Origin of the sequence: Arthrobacter ginkgonis, from assembly GCF_039540195.1 — a bacterium.
GTDB classification, from domain to species: Bacteria; Actinomycetota; Actinomycetes; order Actinomycetales; family Micrococcaceae; genus Zafaria; species Zafaria ginkgonis.
In genome coordinates this window covers 63,722-80,176 of the sequence record NZ_BAABEO010000017.1, presented here as the reverse complement: position 1 = coordinate 80,176, position 16,455 = coordinate 63,722, and the positions used below count along the sequence as shown (strand labels likewise).

Annotated in this window: 15 protein-coding genes and 1 tRNA gene; 15 read left to right on the top strand and 1 reads right to left on the bottom strand. The window is 67.9% G+C overall.

Annotation, left to right across the window (positions count from 1 at the left end; translation table 11 throughout):
* Positions 1-56: 56 nt before the first annotated feature.
* From rplU to ABD912_RS12255, 10 genes are all read left to right on the top strand, one after another.
* Positions 57-365: a 50S ribosomal protein L21 gene (rplU, locus tag ABD912_RS12300; RefSeq protein ID WP_345151335.1), complete on the top strand. Its 309-nt coding sequence runs from the start codon at positions 57-59 to the stop codon at positions 363-365.
* A 50-nt stretch (positions 366-415) separates the two neighbouring features.
* Positions 416-670 carry a 50S ribosomal protein L27 gene (gene rpmA / locus ABD912_RS12295; protein ID WP_345151130.1) on the top strand — a complete coding sequence of 85 codons (255 nt, stop codon included), beginning with the start codon at positions 416-418 and terminating at the stop codon, positions 668-670.
* Between the two features lie 119 nt (positions 671-789).
* Entirely contained in the window at positions 790-2,358 is a 1,569-nt protein-coding gene (gene obgE / locus ABD912_RS12290) for a GTPase ObgE (RefSeq protein ID WP_345151128.1), read from the top strand.
* Position 2,359: 1 nt separating this feature from the next.
* Positions 2,360-3,499 carry a glutamate 5-kinase gene (proB, locus tag ABD912_RS12285; protein WP_345151126.1) on the top strand — a complete coding sequence of 380 codons (1,140 nt, stop codon included), beginning with the start codon at positions 2,360-2,362 and terminating at the stop codon, positions 3,497-3,499.
* 85 nt (positions 3,500-3,584) lie between these two features.
* On the top strand, positions 3,585-4,919 hold the full coding sequence (locus ABD912_RS12280) for a glutamate-5-semialdehyde dehydrogenase (protein WP_345151125.1): 1,335 nt from the start codon (positions 3,585-3,587) through the stop codon (positions 4,917-4,919).
* A gap of 115 nt (positions 4,920-5,034) precedes the next feature.
* The gene (locus ABD912_RS12275) at positions 5,035-5,244 is read left to right on the top strand and encodes a hypothetical protein (RefSeq protein ID WP_345151124.1); all 210 of its coding nucleotides are present in this window, start codon (positions 5,035-5,037) and stop codon (positions 5,242-5,244) included.
* Between the two features lie 46 nt (positions 5,245-5,290).
* Entirely contained in the window at positions 5,291-5,866 is a 576-nt protein-coding gene (gene nadD / locus ABD912_RS12270; RefSeq protein ID WP_345151123.1) for a nicotinate-nucleotide adenylyltransferase, read from the top strand.
* A gap of 16 nt (positions 5,867-5,882) precedes the next feature.
* A complete protein-coding gene (locus ABD912_RS12265) occupies positions 5,883-7,994 on the top strand; it encodes a hypothetical protein (protein ID WP_345151121.1) in 2,112 nt (703 codons plus the stop codon).
* A 40-nt stretch (positions 7,995-8,034) separates the two neighbouring features.
* On the top strand, positions 8,035-8,445 hold the full coding sequence (rsfS, locus tag ABD912_RS12260; protein WP_345151119.1) for a ribosome silencing factor: 411 nt from the start codon (positions 8,035-8,037) through the stop codon (positions 8,443-8,445).
* 286 nt (positions 8,446-8,731) lie between these two features.
* A tRNA-Ala gene (locus tag ABD912_RS12255) sits at positions 8,732-8,804 on the top strand.
* 88 nt (positions 8,805-8,892) lie between these two features.
* On the opposite strand, the gene ABD912_RS12250 is transcribed toward ABD912_RS12255, so the two are convergent.
* Positions 8,893-10,182 (bottom strand): heparan-alpha-glucosaminide N-acetyltransferase domain-containing protein, encoded by a 1,290-nt coding sequence (locus tag ABD912_RS12250; protein WP_345151117.1) that lies wholly within the window; start codon positions 10,180-10,182, stop codon positions 8,893-8,895.
* Between the two features lie 591 nt (positions 10,183-10,773).
* Between ABD912_RS12250 and nrdH the strand changes: the two genes are divergently transcribed.
* From nrdH to ABD912_RS12225, 5 genes are all read left to right on the top strand, one after another.
* Positions 10,774-11,016, top strand: a complete 243-nt coding sequence (gene nrdH / locus ABD912_RS12245) for a glutaredoxin-like protein NrdH (RefSeq protein ID WP_149958007.1) — start codon at positions 10,774-10,776, stop codon at positions 11,014-11,016.
* A 34-nt stretch (positions 11,017-11,050) separates the two neighbouring features.
* Entirely contained in the window at positions 11,051-11,530 is a 480-nt protein-coding gene (gene nrdI, locus ABD912_RS12240) for a class Ib ribonucleoside-diphosphate reductase assembly flavoprotein NrdI (RefSeq protein WP_345151115.1), read from the top strand.
* Complete coding sequence (gene nrdE, locus ABD912_RS12235) at positions 11,500-13,668, top strand: class 1b ribonucleoside-diphosphate reductase subunit alpha (protein WP_425548061.1); 2,169 nt, start codon at positions 11,500-11,502, stop codon at positions 13,666-13,668. Before nrdI ends, nrdE begins: the two co-directional genes overlap by 31 nt.
* Before the next feature lie 126 nt (positions 13,669-13,794).
* The gene (gene nrdF, locus ABD912_RS12230; RefSeq protein ID WP_345151114.1) at positions 13,795-14,769 is read left to right on the top strand and encodes a class 1b ribonucleoside-diphosphate reductase subunit beta; all 975 of its coding nucleotides are present in this window, start codon (positions 13,795-13,797) and stop codon (positions 14,767-14,769) included.
* 182 nt (positions 14,770-14,951) lie between these two features.
* Entirely contained in the window at positions 14,952-16,448 is a 1,497-nt protein-coding gene (locus tag ABD912_RS12225; protein WP_345151113.1) for a hypothetical protein, read from the top strand.
* Positions 16,449-16,455: the final 7 nt, after the last annotated feature.

The following is a 16,455-nucleotide window of genomic DNA, read 5'->3' as shown; positions in this document are numbered from 1 at the left end:
TTCCGGGTAGTGATGCGCAGCAAAAGTATTAGACGTCGAGAGAAGTGAGTTCCCAAGTGGTGTACGCGATTGTCCGCGCTGGCGGCCGCCAGGAGAAGGTTTCTGTTGGAGACCTGGTTACCCTTGACCGTGTCCCGGTGGCAGCAGGTGGCACCATTGAGCTTGCCGCTCTGCTCCTGGTTGATGGCGACAAGGTGACCTCCGCAGCTGCCGATCTGGCCAAGGTAACGGTGACGGCAGAGGTGGTCGAGAACCTCCGCGGCCCGAAGATCGTCATCCAGAAGTACAAGAACAAGACCGGCTACAAGAAGCGCCAGGGCTTCCGTTCCGCTCTGACCAAGGTCAAGGTCACCTCCATCGCCTAAGCGCGGTCGAGACCTCTGATTCCCTCTAACTTCTAAGGTAGGCATATTCAATGGCACATAAGAAGGGCGCCAGCTCCACCCGCAACGGCCGCGATTCCAACGCTCAGTACCTGGGCGTGAAGCGCTTCGGTGGCCAGGTCGTTTCCGCCGGCGAGATCATCGTTCGCCAGCGCGGCACCCACTTCCACCCGGGCGCCAACGTCGGCCGCGGCGGCGACGACACCCTGTTCGCGCTGACCGCCGGAGCCGTCGAGTTCGGCACCCGTCGCGGACGCCGCGTCGTGAACATCGTGACCGCCGACTAATTATCGGCGCGACCGCAATTCATTAGACTGGAGGGTGGGCCGGAAGGCCCGCCCTCCAGTTGTTTATCCCGGGCCGCCACCGATGGCGCCCCATCCCTTTGCAAGAGGAGTCCCCAGCAGTGGCAGCGTTCGTCGACCGAGTGGTCCTACATGTTTCCGGCGGTGCCGGTGGCCACGGCTGCGTCTCCATCAAGCGTGAGAAGTTCAAGCCGCTGGGTGGCCCCGACGGCGGCAACGGCGGAGACGGAGGCGACGTCATCCTGCGCGTGGACCACCAGACCACCACGCTGCTGTCCTACCACCACACGCCCCACCGCCACGGCGAGAACGGCGAGGGCGGCAAGGGAGACATGCGCGGCGGGCGCCAGGGCGAGTCGCTGGTCCTCCCCGTGCCCGAGGGCACCGTGGTGAAGACCCGCGACGGCCGGATCCTGGCCGACCTGGTCGGCGAGGGCACCGAATACATCGCCGCCGCCGGCGGCCAGGGTGGACTCGGCAACGCGTCCCTGTCCTCGCAGAAGCGCAAGGCCCCGGGCTTCGCGCTGCTGGGCATCCCCGGCGACGAGCAGGACATCGTCCTGGAGCTGAAGACCGTCGCCGACGTCGCGCTGGTGGGCTATCCGTCCGCCGGCAAGTCCTCCCTGATCGCGGCGCTCTCCGCGGCCCGCCCGAAGATCGCGGACTACCCGTTCACCACGCTGGTGCCGAACCTGGGCGTCGTCCAGGCCGGCGACGTCCGCTTCACCGTCGCCGACGTCCCCGGCCTGATCCCCGGCGCGTCCGAGGGCAAGGGCCTGGGGTTGGAGTTCCTGCGCCACGTCGAGCGCTGTGCCGCCCTGGTGCACGTGCTGGACTGCGGCGCCCTCGAATCCGAGCGCAACCCGATCTCCGACCTCGAGACCATCGAGGCCGAACTCGACGCCTACGCCACCGACGCCAGCTTCGCCGGCGCCGACGGCACGGTGGTCCCCCTGAACGAGCGCCCGCGCCTGGTCGCCCTGAACAAGGTGGACATGCCCGACGGCGCCGACATGGCCGAGTTCGTGCGCCCGGAACTGGAGAAGCGCGGCTACCGCGTCTTCGAGGTCTCCGCGATGAGCCGCGCCGGCCTGAAGGAACTGAGCTTCGCCATGGCCGACCTGGTCATGCAGGCCCGCACCGTCGTCGCCGAAACCCCGGCCGCCGTGCCGGTGCAGGTGCTGCGCCCGCGCGCCGTCAACGAGGCCGGCTTCGAGATCCGCCGGGAGGAGCGCAACCTCGAGCCGCTCTTCCGCGTCCTGGGCGAGAAGCCCGTGCGCTGGGTCAAGCAGACCGACTTCACCAACGACGAGGCCGTCGGCTACCTCGCCGACCGCCTTGCCAAGCTCGGGGTGGAGGACCGCCTGTTCAAGGTCGGCGCCAAGCCCGGCGACGCCGTGGTCATCGGTACCGACGACGACGGCGTGGTCTTCGACTGGGAGCCGACCATGGCCGCCGGCGCGGAGCTGCTGGCCGGTCCGCGCGGCACCGACCTGCGCATGGAGGACATCAGCCGGCCCACCCGCGAGCAGAAGCGCCAGCAGCAGCAGGACCGCCGCGACGCGAAGTCCGCCGCCCGCGCCGAGCTCGAGGCCGAGCGCAAGGCCGGCATCTGGACCGAGTCGGTGAACTACAAGCACCAGCAGCGTCCCTCGGAGGACGGGGAGTAGCGTGCGGGCCAACAACACGCCGTCGGCGGTCGCCGACCGCTCCCAGTTGCCGCAGGCCGGCCGCATCGTCGTCAAGGTTGGCTCCTCGTCGCTGACCACCGTGGGCGGGGGCATCTCCGAGGAGGCCCTCGCCGGGCTGGTGGACCGGCTCGCCGCGGTGCGCAACTCCGGCGTCGAACTGATCCTGGTCTCTTCCGGCGCGATCGCCGCCGGGCTGGCCCCGCTGGGCCTGTCCCGCCGCCCGCGCGACCTGGCCCGGCAGCAGGCCGCCGCCTCCGTGGGGCAGGGCCTGCTGATGGCCCGCTACACGCAGGCGTTCGGCGCGCACGGCGTCACGGTGGGGCAGGTGCTGCTCACCGCTGAGGACCTGATGCGCCGCCAGCAGTACGCCAACGCGTTCCGTGCGCTCAACCGGCTGCTGAACCTCGGCGTCGTGCCGATCGTCAACGAGAACGACACCGTCGCCACGCACGAGATCCGCTTCGGCGACAACGACCGGCTCGCCGCGCTGGTGGCGCACCTGGTCAAGGCCGACGCGCTGGTGCTGCTCTCCGACATCGACTCCGTCTACACCGGCCCGCCCGACGAGGGCGGCGTGCGGATCCCGCGCGTCGACTCGGCTGCGGACCTTGAGGGCGTGCGCATCGGCAGTACCGGCAAGGCCGGCGTCGGCACCGGTGGCATGGTCACCAAGGTGGAGGCCGCCACCATGGCCGCCGAATCCGGCATCCCCGCCCTGGTCACCTCCACCGCCAACGCGGCGGCGGCGCTGGCCGGCGAGGACGTGGGCACCTGGTTCTCCACGCGCGGCGGCCGCCGCCCGGTGCGCCTGCTTTGGCTGGCCCACCTGGCCACCACCCAGGGGCGCCTGGTGCTCGACGACGGCGCCGTGGCCGCCGTCGCGTCCGGCCTGCGCTCGCTGCTGCCGGCAGGCATCACGCGGGTGGACGGGGACTTCGAGGTCGGGGACCCGGTGGAGATCGCCGACCGGCACGGGCGCGTGGTGGCCCGCGGCCTGGTCAACTACTCGGCGCAGGAACTGCCCCGGATGCTCGGGCGCAGCACGCATGAGCTGGCCAGCGACCTGGGCCCCCACTACGAGCGCGAGGTCGTCCACATCGACGACCTGGTGGTCGTCTAGGGGTTGTGGCGGCCCGTGGTCCCCGCCCCGTAATCCTCGACACGGGCGGGGCGCCCGCTCCGCCCGTCGGACTAGACTGGTCCGCATGACCCTTTCCGCCGATCAGGCCTCCACCGCATTGCCCGCCGACGCGCCCTCCGCCGACCTGTCGCCGGAGACCGTGCCGGACGCCGTGGCGGCCGTCGGCCAGTTGGCCGACCGCGCCCGCGTCGCCTCCCGCGTGCTGGCCCGCGCCGACCGCAACCGCAAGGACCACGCCCTGGTGTCCATCGCCGGCGCCCTGGACGAAGGCCGCGCCGACGTGATCGCCGCCAACGCCAAGGACCTTGAGCGCGAGGCCGCCGCCGGCACCGGGGCGGCGCTGCTGGACCGCCTGCGCCTGGACGACGCCCGCGTGGACGGCCTGATCGCGGCCCTGCACGAACTCGCCGGCCTGCCGGACCCCGTCGGCACGGTGCTGCGCGGCCAGACCCTGCCCAACGGCCTGCGCCTGCGCCAGGTCCACGTGCCCATGGGCGTGGTCGGCGCCATCTACGAGGCCCGCCCGAACGTCACCGTCGACATCGCCGGCCTGGCGCTGAAGAGCGGCAACGCCGTGCTGCTGCGCGGCGGATCCGCCGCCGCGGAAACCAACAAGGCCCTGCTCGCCCTGGTCCGCGGGGCCCTCGAGGCCGCCGGCTTCCCCGCCGACGCGGTGCAGAGCGTGGACCCCTGGGGCCGTGCCGGGGCCACCGCCCTGATGGCCGCCCGCGGCAAGGTCGACGTCCTCATTCCGCGCGGGGGCCGCTCGCTGATCCAGTCCGTGGTGACCAACGCCACGGTGCCGGTGATCGAGACCGGCGAAGGCAACGTCCACATCTACCTGGACGAGTCCGCTGACGCCGCCGATGCGGTGGCGATCCTGCTCAACGCCAAGACCCAGCGGCCCTCGGTGTGCAACACCGTGGAGACCCTGCTGATCCACCCCAAGGCGGCCGCCGCCGTCGACGTGCTGACCGCCCTCGCCGGGGCCGGGGTGCGCCTGCACACCGACGAGCGCGCCGCCGCGCTGGTCCCCGGGGTCGCGACCGTCCCGGCCACCGAAGAGGACTGGGCCACCGAATACATGGACCTTGACCTCGCCGTGCGCGTGGTCGATGGCCTCGACGCCGCCATGGAGCACATCCGCGCCTGGTCCACCGGGCACACCGAGGCGATCCTGACCAACGACCTCGCCAACGCCGAACGTTTCATCGCCGAGGTCGACTCGGCCGCGGTGATCGTGAACGCCTCCACCCGCTTCACCGACGGCGGGCAGTTGGGCCTCGGCGCGGAGGTCGGAATCTCCACCCAGAAGATGCACGCGCGCGGCCCGATGGGCCTGCGCGAGCTCACCACGACCAAGTGGATCGTGCAGGGCGACGGCCACGTCAGGTCGTAACCCCCTCCGCAACGCGGGTACGATAGAACCCACGCATCCAATCGCGCCAAGCGCTTCCCCCAGGCCTTTCCGGGCCCGTGTGAGCCGTGCGGCGACAACCTGAAAAGGGAGAGACATGCTCGTTCAGCTGCTCACCGCGGCCGCCGAAGCCGAATCCAACGAGGCCGGAACCACCGCACTGCTTGTCGGCGGCGGCATCATGGCCTTCTTCCTGCTGGCCCTGCTGGTGACCGTGTCCTACACCAACGTCGGCCGCCGCCACGATGCGCACGCCGAGGTTTCGGACACCCACCGCCAGCACTCCAACAAGCACGGACATCACTAGCCTGTCCGACGCCGAGGCGCCCGCCCGGCCGTTCCGCCTGGGCGTCATGGGCGGCACGTTCGACCCCATCCACCACGGACACCTGGTGGCGGCCTCCGAGGTCGCGGCCGAGTACGGACTGGACGAGGTGGTCTTCGTGCCGACCGGCGAACCGTGGCAGAAGGCCGGGCGGGGCGTCACCGATTCGGAGCACCGCTACCTGATGACGGTGGTCGCCACCGCTTCGAATCCGCACTTCACGGTCAGCCGGGTGGACATCGATCGCCCCGGCCCGACCTACACCATCGATACCCTCCGCGACCTGCGCCGGTTACGGCCGAATGCGGAACTGTTCTTCATCACGGGCGCCGACGCCATGGCCCAAATCATGTCCTGGAAGGACATCGAGGAACTGTGGACGCTGGCGCACTTCGTGGGCGTCACGCGGCCCGGACACGAACTGTCCAACAGCGGGCGGAGCAACGTCAGCCTGCTTGAGGTTCCGGCCATGGCCATCTCCTCGACGGACTGCCGGAACCGGGTGCAGCGGCGCAAGCCCGTTTGGTACCTGGTGCCGGACGGCGTGGTGCAGTACATCGCCAAGTACAAGTTGTACAACGACGACGGCGGCGAACGAGCCTAGCCGGGAAATGGACCTCATGAGTGACGACCAGGGCATGGCCCTCAGCCGACGGGCCCTGCGCGAGCAACGGCGTGCGGCCGAGGCGGCGCTCTCCGGCGCGTCCGCGGAGGCCACCGGCCCGCCCGCCACCGAGCAGAAGCCGCTCGTTCGGCCCGCCCCCTCCAGGAACACCCAGCCCCGGGACACGCAGCCCCGGGAGGCACAAAAGGACACCCCGAAGGCGCGCCCCTCGGCCGCCGAGGCGGGCAGGCCCGCCAGCGCGCCGGCGAACCATGCCGGCCAGTCCCGCCCGTCCGGCATGACCCGCGCGGCGGCCCGGGCCCGCTCCGCGGCGGCCCCTGCGCCGTCCACCAACGCTGCGCCATCCACCACCGCTGCGCAATCCGACGCTCCCGACCGGACCGCACCTGAAAAGTCCGCCGCACCCCAGCGGTCCGCCGCGCCGGCCCCGCAGCCCGCTGAAAAGTCCGCCGCACCCCAGCGGTCCGCCGCGCCGGCCCCGCAGCCCGCGACCCAGCAGGCGAAGTCCCCGCAGCCGAAGGTTCAGTCCGCTGCCGAACGGCGCCCGGCGGCCCAGTCCGGCGCCCAGCGGCCCGCCGCGGCTTCCGTAAAGCCCGGCGTTCCTGAATCCGGACAGGCCAAGGCCCCGGCCAAGCCCTCGAAGGCGCCCCAGCCGGCCGCTGACTCGGCGACCCCGAAGACCGAGGCCGCCCCGAGGACGCAGGGCACCCCCAAGGCCCAGCCCGCCCCCAAGAACCAGGCCGCCCCGGCCAGCCTCCGTCCCCGCGCCCAACGTCCGTCCGCGGCCGCGGCCGACGAAGTGCGGAGCACGCCACCACGCCCCACGGCAACGGGGACCCCCGCGCCGCAGGCAGCGCCCGCCCCGCAGGCTGTTTCCGTGCCGCGGACCACTTCGGCCGCGTCGGCCACACGCCCTGCCGGTCCTGCGGCGGGTGCCAAGGAACCGGCGAGGGACGCCGCGTCCAGCGCCCCGGCCCGCCCCGAGCGCAGCTCCCAGCAGCGTGCCCGCGACCGCGAGGTGCTGCGCGAGCTGCGCCGCCTGGAGCAGGTGGCGGGCCGGTCGGCATCCCGCGAGCCGGGCGATGCCGCCCAGGACCAGACACCGCTGACCCGCCGCCAGCTGCGCTCGCGCCCCTCGGCTCCGGGTGCACGTGGCGCCGCCCCGGCCACCGGCTCCATTCCGGTGGTCCGCGGTGCCGCCCCGGTCACCGGATCCGTCCCCGTTGTTCGCGGGGACACCGCCGCTCCGGCCACCGGCTCCGTTCCGGTCGTCCAGCAGGGCGCGAAGGATCCGGCGCCGCGGACCGGAAGCATTCCCGTGCTTTCCAAGTCGGCCAGGGCGGCCAAGCCCGTGAAGAAGGCGGCGTCCACCGGCCAGGACGCCCCGTCCGGGGACGTCAGCCTGGAGGACGCCCTCGCCGCCCGCCGCCGCACGGCGGCGCGCATGGCCGCCGTCGCCCTTCCCGCCGCCACCGACGACGACTCCGTGTTCGACGAGGACAGTGGACTGATCGACCTCGAGGTCCTGGCCCGCCAGCGCGAACTGGCCGCCCGCGCCGCGATCATCAGCCGCCGGGCCGCCGAACGCCAGCGTCTGGAGCAGGCCAACTCGATGCGCATGGAGAAGGTCCGCACCGACCCGTTCACCGGCGCCCTCATGCAGGTACGCGACCCCCAGGCCGAGAAGAAGCTGGCCAACATCGGGGTGCGCGGACCCGAAACCAGCGGCTTCACGCTGGATCTGAGCGACGAGGTGAAGCAGATCCGCCGGTGGGAGGCCGCCCAGGCGGAAGCCGCCGTCGTCCCGCAGCCGCTGCCCGCCATCGCGCCCGTTCCGGATGAGGACGAGCGCGCGTTCGGGTTCAGCGGCGCGCTGGGGCGGATCCGCTCCGGTATCGCCGCCGACCGGGACCTGGCCCCGCAGGACGACGACGATCCGAACGTCCAGCCGGTGCGCGCGGTCCGCGCGCAGGGCCTGGATCCGCTGGACTACCTCACCGCCGGCGTGCGCCGCGCCAACCACACCGTGATGCTCACCGCCGGCTCCGTCACCGCCGGAGGCGGGGCGTTCGTGGCGGGCATCGTTATGATCTTCACCGCCCGCTAGGCGCGCAGACGCGCCTGGCACCACCCCTCAAAGGAGCACAGTGACCGCTACCGATCACTCCCTGGACATGATCCGCACCGCCGCCACCGCGGCGGCCGACAAGCTTGCGGAGAACCTCGTCGCGCTTGACGTGAGCGACCGGCTGGGCATCACCGATGCCTTCCTCATCGCCTCTGCCTCGAACGAGCGCCAGGTCAACGCCATCGTCGATGGCATCGAAGAGGTGCTGCTGGAGAAGTTCGAGCTGCGCCCGGTGCGCCGCGAGGGCCGCGGCGAGGGCCGTTGGGTCCTGCTCGACTACGCCGACGTGGTCATCCACGTCCAGCACAGCGAGGACCGTGTCTTCTACGCGCTGGAGCGCCTGTGGGGCGACTGCCCTCTGATCGAACTGCCGACCACCGGCGAACCCGCCTCCGGCGCGGCCGCCGCCGGGCAGCCCCAGCCCGAGTAGTTTCCGCAGCAGTCCCCTTCCGCGGCGCCGGTACCCTGTCTTGGGTGCCGGCGTCGCGGCGTTGGGCCCCCGGTCCGTCCGTGCCGATTCACCACTTACCCCGCCGACACGCCGTCGTCGGGCACACCTCCCGCCCCACGTGTCCCACGCGCCCCACCAAGTGGTGAAATGCCACGGAGAGGGGAGGGTAGCGGGGGAGCGCGCGCCCGATTTGCGTTTCCGTTTCGGACTGCCCTATGATGGACGAGTTGTCCGGCGGGGAACACCGCAGGACAACAACCCATTCGGGGGTATGGCGCAGTTGGTAGCGCGTCTGCATGGCATGCAGAAGGTCAGGGGTTCGAATCCCCTTACCTCCACCGAAGAGCAGAAGGAGCCGCTTCCCACGGAAGCGGCTCCTTCTGCGTTCCCCGCCGCCTCAGGGCGCACGGGTTCAGGCGCACGGCCTTAGGGCGCGCGACGGTGGTAATCGCCTGCCGCGCGCACGCGGGCGCGCGTGGACACCGCCGAGACCCCGGCCTCCAGCGGGCCGCGGCCCACGAGGTTCTGCCACAGGACCCCGACCAGCAGGGCGGCCCCCACCTGCAGCCCGAAGGACTCGAAGGGGCTGGTGCCGAGCAGTCCCAGGGACAGGAAGACCAGGTGCGCCGAGTAGAGGGTTAGCGTCATGCTTCCGGCCGGGGCCAGGACCTCGATGATCTGGCGCAGCGCCCGCCCGGCGACCAGCAGCACCCCCAGGGCCACCATGGCGGTGCCGATCGTGTGCAGCAGTTCCAGCGGCATGGCCGAGTACGGGGTGGAGGCGGCCAGCCACCACCAGGAACCGTCGTCGAACCGCGGGTCCCGGCCGTCCACCAGGAGAATGGCCGTCTGCCTCCACCCCAGGCCCCAGGCCCATGCGGTGGCGATGCCGGAGACCACCCACGCGCCCGCCGCCAGCAGCACCCCGAAGCCCAGCAGCCGCATCCCGGTCCGGCGCGCACCCAGGTCCATCCGTCCGATGGCCAGGCCCGCGCACATGTACGCCATCCACGGCACCGCGGGGTAGCCGCCGGTGAACAGGAGTTGGGTGAGCGTCACCCACGGGTCGGTCAGCAGGGAGGTGAAGGTGGGGTTGTCGTCCGGCGGGACCGGCAGCACTCCCTGCAGGGCCAGCACCAGGACCGGCCCGGCCAGCGCGAACGCCGCGCACAGGCCCACCAGGGTCCGCGGGCCCAGGCCCAGCAGGGGCACCGCCAGCAGGAACATCACCCCGTAGTAGGCCAGGATGATGTCCACGTCCGGTTCGGTGTAGCCGAGCAGCAGGCCAAGGGCCAGGATCAGTAGGGCGCGCACCGCGGTCCCCGCGCGCGCCGCCCGCAGCGCCCGCCCCTCCAGCAGGGTGCGCCCGCCGGAGCCGAAGGCCAGCGAGACGCCGGCCAGCAGCGCGAAGAGGGCGGAGGCCCGGCCCGCGAACAGGATCCAGGTCGCGGAGGGTTCGGCCGCGGAGTTCGCCTCGGGCAGCACGTGCACGCCCATCATCCCGATCAGGGCCAGGCACCGGGCGGCGTCCACCGCGAGGATGCGGGCCTTGCCGGGCCGGCGGACCCCGGTGGGGGAGGTGCCCGGTGGCTGGGAGGCGCCCACCGGCGGGGAGGCGCCGGGCGGCTGGGGGCCGGCGGGAGAGCGGGGTCCCGGGGCGGGGCGCGGAGCCACACCTCCGGGAACGGGCACAGGGGTTTCGGCCGGCTGGGCCATTGCAGTCCTCCTCCACGCACCGGCGGCCCCCGCCGTCGGGCCCCCTGTGACCATGGGGACGCAAGAACGACGGCGGGACGGCGGCAGGACCGGGCCCGCGAAAGACCCCGGAGCCGGGGCCTGCTCCGGCCATGGTGGCACCGCCGGCGGCGGGCGGCAAGGCCGCGGCCGGGCCTTTTTGGGGAGCCGGACGGGGCCGCCGGCGCGTCCGTCCCGGGGGCGGGCGGAACCGCGCCGCGACACGCCGGGCCCACCCGACACGCCCCTTTTCGAAGCTGTGTGCGACCCTTCCACAGGGTGTGGATGGCGCCTCGAAATGCGCGGAAATCCGCGGGAATTTGGGGCCGGTTTTTCCACACTCGGTGTGGACGGCACGATGGACGAATGACATACTTGTAAGACAACATCTTGGGGTAGATCCCCACCCCGCCCACTAGATGTAGTATTGGGATCGCTGACGAGGCAGGAGACCCATTCGGGGAAAACCACCCCGAATCCGCGGTTGAGACGCCCACCACAGCGAACCCGCGGCAGCCACGAAAGACCACAGATTTTCGAATTAGAAGCTTCCGGACCAAAGGGGAACAGGACATGACCGTCACGGTTTACACGAAGCCCGCCTGTGTGCAGTGCAACGCCACCTACCGCGCCTTGGACAAGAAGGGCATCGCCTACCAGAGCGTGGACATCTCCCAGGACCCGGAGGCCCTGGAGCGCGTGCGCGCCCTCGGCTACATGCAGGCCCCGGTTGTCATCACCGAGGCCGACCACTGGTCCGGCTTCCGCCCGGACAAGATCGAGGAGCTGGCCCAGGCCGTCTCCTCCGTCGCCTAGCGGCACCACGCATCCGGCGCAAAGGACCCCTGGCATGACCGCCAACACCTTGGCGGGTCCGGCGCGCGACGCCGGGCCCGTCCCGGAGTCGGCCACGGACCGCGACCTGGTCTACTTCTCCTCGGCCTCCGGCTACACCAAGCGGTTCATGGAGAAGCTGGGTCTCCCGTGCGCGCGCATCCCGCTCTACGCCACCGAGCCGCGGCTCGTGGCCACCCGGCCGTTCGTGCTGGTCCTGCCCACCTACGGTGGGGAAGAGGGCCGGCACTCGGTGCCGCCGCAGGTCGTCCGCTTCCTGAACGACGAGCGCAACCGTTCCCTGCTGCGCGGGGTGATCGGCGCCGGGAACACCAACTTCGGCAAGGCCTACTGCCTCGCGGCGATGAAGATCGCCGCCAAGTGCGACGTGCCGTTGCTTTACCGCTTTGAACTTATGGGCACGTCCGAGGACGTGGACCGCGTACGCGAAGGATTGGAAGAGTTTTGGACACCAAAGTCACAGAACCGGCCGTGAAAAAGGACGGCAAGGAGCTCCCCGCAGCGTGGCAGGGGCTCGGCTACCACGAGCTGAACGCCATGCTGAACCTGTACGGACAGGACGGCAAGATCCAGTTCGAGGCGGACCGCGCCGCGGCGCGCCAGTACTTCCTGGACCACGTGAACAACAACACCGTGTTCTTCCACGACCTGGACGAGAAGCTCGATTACCTGGTCAAGCACGACTACTACGAGCGCGAGACGCTGGACCAGTACACGATGAACTTCATCCGTGACCTGTTCAAGCGCGCCTACGCCAAGAAGTTCCGCTTCGAGACCTTCCTGGGCGCCTTCAAGTTCTACACCAGCTACACGCTGAAGACCTTCGACGGCAAGCGCTACCTGGAGCGCTACGAGGACCGCGTCTGCATGGTGGCCCTGCACTTGGCCCGCGGCGACGAGCAGCTGGCCGAGTCGCTGGTGGACGAGATCATCGACGGCCGCTTCCAGCCGGCCACCCCGACGTTCCTCAACGCCGGCAAGGCCCAGCGCGGCGAGCTGGTCTCCTGCTTCCTGCTGCGCGTCGAGGACAACATGGAGTCGATCGCCCGCGGCATCAACTCCTCGCTGCAGCTGTCCAAGCGCGGCGGCGGCGTGGCCCTGTCCCTGACCAACATCCGCGAGTACGGCGCTCCGATCAAGCAGATCGAGAACCAGTCCTCCGGCGTCATACCCGTGATGAAGCTGCTCGAAGACTCCTTCTCCTACGCCAACCAGCTGGGCGCACGCCAGGGCGCCGGCGCGGTGTACCTGCACGCGCACCACCCGGACATCTACCGCTTCCTGGACACCAAGCGGGAGAACGCCGACGAGAAGATCCGCATCAAGACCCTCTCCCTGGGCGTCGTGATCCCGGACATCACCTTCGAGCTGGCCAAGAAGAACGAGGACATGTACCTCTTCTCCCCGTACGACGTCCAGCGCGTCTACGGGATCCCCTTCTCCGACGTCAACGTCACCGAGAAGTACTACGAGATGGTCGACGACGCGCGGATCAAGAAGACCAAGATCAACGCCCGCGAGTTCTTCCAGACCCTGGCCGAGATCCAGTTCGAGTCCGGCTACCCGTACATCATGTTCGAGGACACGGTGAACCGGGAGAACCCGATCAAGGGCAAGATCACCATGAGCAACCTGTGCTCGGAGATCCTGCAGGTGTCCACCCCCTCGATCTACAACGAGGACCTGGGCTACCAGACCGTGGGCAAGGACATTTCCTGCAACCTGGGCTCGATGAACATCGCCAAGACCATGGATTCGCCGGACTTCGGCGCGTCCATCGAGACCGCCATCCGGGCGCTCTCCGCGGTCTCGGACATGTCCCACATCAACTCGGTGCCCTCCATCGCCGAGGGCAACGCGAAGTCGCACGCGATCGGCCTGGGGCAGATGAACCTGCACGGCTACCTGGCCCGCGAGCACGTCCACTACGGCTCCGAGGAGGGCCTGGACTTCACCAACATCTACTTCTACTCGGTGCTCTTCCACGCGCTGCGGGCCTCCAACCGCCTCGCGATCGAGACGGGGGAGACCTTCGGCGGGTTCGCCGACTCCAAGTACGCCTCCGGCGAGTTCTTCGACAAGTACACCGAGCGCGAGTGGGCCCCGGAGACCGATCGGGTCAAGGAGCTCTTCGGGGAGATCCACATCCCCACCCGCGAGGACTGGGTGGAGCTGAAGGCCTCCGTCATGGAGCACGGCATCTACAACCAGAACCTGCAGGCCGTCCCGCCGACCGGCTCGATCTCCTACATCAACAACTCGACCTCCTCCATCCACCCGGTGGCCGCGAAGATCGAGATCCGCAAGGAAGGCAAGATCGGCCGCGTCTACTACCCGGCGCCGTACCTGACCAACGAGAACCTGGAGTTCTACCAGGACGCGTATGAGATCGGCTACGAGAAGATCATCGACACCTACGCCGCGGCGACGCAGCACGTGGACCAGGGCCTGTCCCTGACCCTGTTCTTCAAGGACACGGCCACCACGCGCGACATCAACAAGGCGCAGATCTACGCGTGGCGCAAGGGCATCAAGACGCTCTACTACATCCGCCTGCGCCAGCTCGCGCTGGAAGGTACCGAGGTCGAGGGTTGCGTTTCCTGCGCGCTTTAGTACCAAGCTTTGTAGCAACATCGGCCCGGTGGGCCGCGCAGAACTGAGGCGTACGACGGCGGGGGAGGCCCGCCGTCGTACGCCTATCCTGAGAACACAGCAAGCAATAGGAAGACAGGGATCGAGATGACCGAGAAGGTCAAGCTGCTCAGCCACGTCGAGGCCATCAACTGGAACCGCATTCAGGACGAGAAGGACGTCGAGGTCTGGAACCGCCTGGTCAACAACTTCTGGCTGCCGGAGAAGGTGCCGCTGTCCAACGACATCCAGTCCTGGGGCACGCTGACCGCCGAGGAGAAGACGCTCACCATGCGCGTCTTCACCGGCCTGACCCTGCTGGACACCCTGCAGGGCACCGTCGGCGCGGTCTCGCTGATCCCTGACGCGATCACCCCGCACGAGGAGGCCGTGTACACCAACATCGCCTTCATGGAGTCGGTGCACGCGAAGTCTTACTCCTCGATCTTCTCCACCCTGTGCTCCACCAAGGAGATCGACGACGCCTTCCGCTGGTCGGTGGAGAACCAGAACCTGCAGAAGAAGGCGCAGATCGTCGAGAGCTACTACCTCGGCGACGACCCGCTGAAGAAGAAGATCGCCTCCACCCTGCTGGAGTCCTTCCTGTTCTACTCGGGGTTCTACCTGCCGATGTACTGGTCCTCCCGGGCCAAGCTGACAAACACCGCCGACCTGATCCGCCTGATCATCCGCGACGAGGCCGTGCACGGGTACTACATCGGCTACAAGTTCCAGAAGGGCCTGGAGGGCCTGTCCGAGGAACGCAAGCAGGAACTGAAGGACTGGACCTTCGAGCTGCTCTTCGAGCTGTACGAGAACGAGGTCCAGTACACCCACGACCTCTACGACGGCGTGGGCCTGAGCGAGGACGTCAAGAAGTTCCTGCACTACAACGCCAACAAGGCCCTGATGAACCTGGGCTACGAGGCGATGTTCCCGGCCACCGTCACCGACGTGAACCCGGCGATCCTCTCCGCGCTCTCGCCGAACGCCGACGAGAACCACGACTTCTTCTCCGGCTCCGGCTCCTCCTACGTGATCGGCAAGGCCGTGAACACCGAGGACGAGGACTGGGAGTTCTAGGTCCCTGTAAATTGCCAAGCGACTTGGTCCTTTTGACACCCTATTTGATCCAGTGCCATCGAAGATGGTCCTTTGGTCCATGAGGTGACACGAAGGGAATCCTGCGGCAGATCAAAGTTGAGTTGTCGCAACGGGGGGCATGGAGATGATGAGCTCCATGCCCCTCTGAGAATCACCGAAGCTTGATGGAGGACGCGGTTTTGGCAAGTTGGGCCGATGTGCGAAGAGCGCGGTGGAGCGAACTTACTCAAGCGGTACGTCGCCACAAGCCTTCAGAACTTCTGCCCATATTGGCCCGGCTGGCAAGCGGTCAGTGTGAGTTTGAATTTGACCGTTCGTGGAAAGGCCTACCCCCTTGGGGGATCGCTGCCGTGGCACGAGAAAGCATTCTCTGCGGAAGTGAAATGCGCTCGAAACCAGTCGACCAGCGGGCTTTGAGGAGGATTTTCAATCTCTTTAACCAAGCAAACGGAGGTATCCCAGAGGGCAAGCACCTATGGCTCATGATTCAGGCCTTTCTTTATGAGCAGTTTTCATACCAAGACAGCCCCCTCCATGACATTGCCCGCACATTTCTCCTGCTGGTAGATCTGGAAGTTGAGGATCCGAGATTTCCTGCCCACCGTGATTGGAGGGAGGTTCTCGGAATGACCTTGGAAGAGCGAATGCAGGTTGTGTTTGCCATTTCTGTGTATGTTAAGGAAAATGCCGGTCTACTTGATCCTTCGGCTCCGGAAAGGGATAGGTGGCAGGACCTCCCATTCAGCCCTGCGCTTAGACTTGATTCTGTCGCCACTGCAATTAGCGACCTTACAACCACTATTGATCAAGCGCGTTCGGACTACGAGGCCGTGCCAAGGGTTGCAGAGCATTTGCACCGCTTTGGATACAGCCCGCTAACCAAGAAACCCTTAGTCGATTTGAACACCGGCCTCTTGGTGGCTCCCCAGTGGCTTCTCATTCTGCGCACGATGACTATTGAAAACCTCTATTACGCAGCTTGCGCTAAGTGGGGAAACAATTTTGCAGAAGAGTTGGGGGTCCGCGTAGAAGCCTATACCGGCATGCAGTTACGCTATGCGGGATTCCAAGATGTCTTGCCTGAGATTTCCTATGGCAAGGGCAAAAAGCTTTCAGTTGACTGGTTCGTGGTCACCGAGGAAATTGTTCTCCTATTTGAATGCAAGTCTGCAAAGATTCCGTTGGCTGCGCGCGCCGGCGGAATTAGCATGGAAAACCTGCTGAAGACCGCGATTGGCAAGGCGCGAGAACAGATTAAGAAGAGTAGCGGTCTAGTGCGAGAAGGGCACTCGGAATTCAGTGCGATTCCAAGCGGGCTTAGCCAGATTGGGATAATCGTGACAGCGGAACCTATCTACTCTGCCAATGATTACCTGTTCAACGAGGAGCTACCGGACCCTGGCATCCCATGCCTAACCATCTCTCTAAAAGAACTTGAGCTACTGACAGCCTTGGGCAGCCAAATGATGGTCCAGGTCCTCTCAAAGATCGTGAATAGAGAGCATTTCGCTGTGTGGAGTGTTCATAATGCGATTGTTGATGCGCTTGGTCACCAAGGGCTACCTGCGAACAAAATTGTGGTTGATGCCTTCGATGAGTTCGTGATTCCTCGTGTTTGCCCCTCGAGTCGGATTTCCGGCTGCAGCGATTCTGACTGAGAGCGGC

Bases quoted from the DNA above. Each gene is read 5' to 3' on its own strand.
- ABD912_RS12265 (WP_345151121.1), top strand. From the start codon at position 5,883: ATGAGTGACGACCAGGGCATGGCCCTCAGCCGACGGGCCCTGCGCGAG.
- nrdF (WP_345151114.1), top strand. From the start codon at position 13,795: ATGACCGAGAAGGTCAAGCTGCTCAGCCACGTCGAGGCCATCAACTGG.
- ABD912_RS12280 (WP_345151125.1), top strand. From the start codon at position 3,585: ATGACCCTTTCCGCCGATCAGGCCTCCACCGCATTGCCCGCCGACGCG.
- ABD912_RS12275 (WP_345151124.1), top strand. From the start codon at position 5,035: ATGCTCGTTCAGCTGCTCACCGCGGCCGCCGAAGCCGAATCCAACGAG.
- nrdI (WP_345151115.1), top strand. From the start codon at position 11,051: ATGACCGCCAACACCTTGGCGGGTCCGGCGCGCGACGCCGGGCCCGTC.
- nrdH (WP_149958007.1), top strand. From the start codon at position 10,774: ATGACCGTCACGGTTTACACGAAGCCCGCCTGTGTGCAGTGCAACGCC.
- nadD (WP_345151123.1), top strand. From the start codon at position 5,291: ATGGGCGGCACGTTCGACCCCATCCACCACGGACACCTGGTGGCGGCC.
- rpmA (WP_345151130.1), top strand. From the start codon at position 416: ATGGCACATAAGAAGGGCGCCAGCTCCACCCGCAACGGCCGCGATTCC.
- ABD912_RS12250 (WP_345151117.1), bottom strand. From the start codon at position 10,182: ATGGCCCAGCCGGCCGAAACCCCTGTGCCCGTTCCCGGAGGTGTGGCT.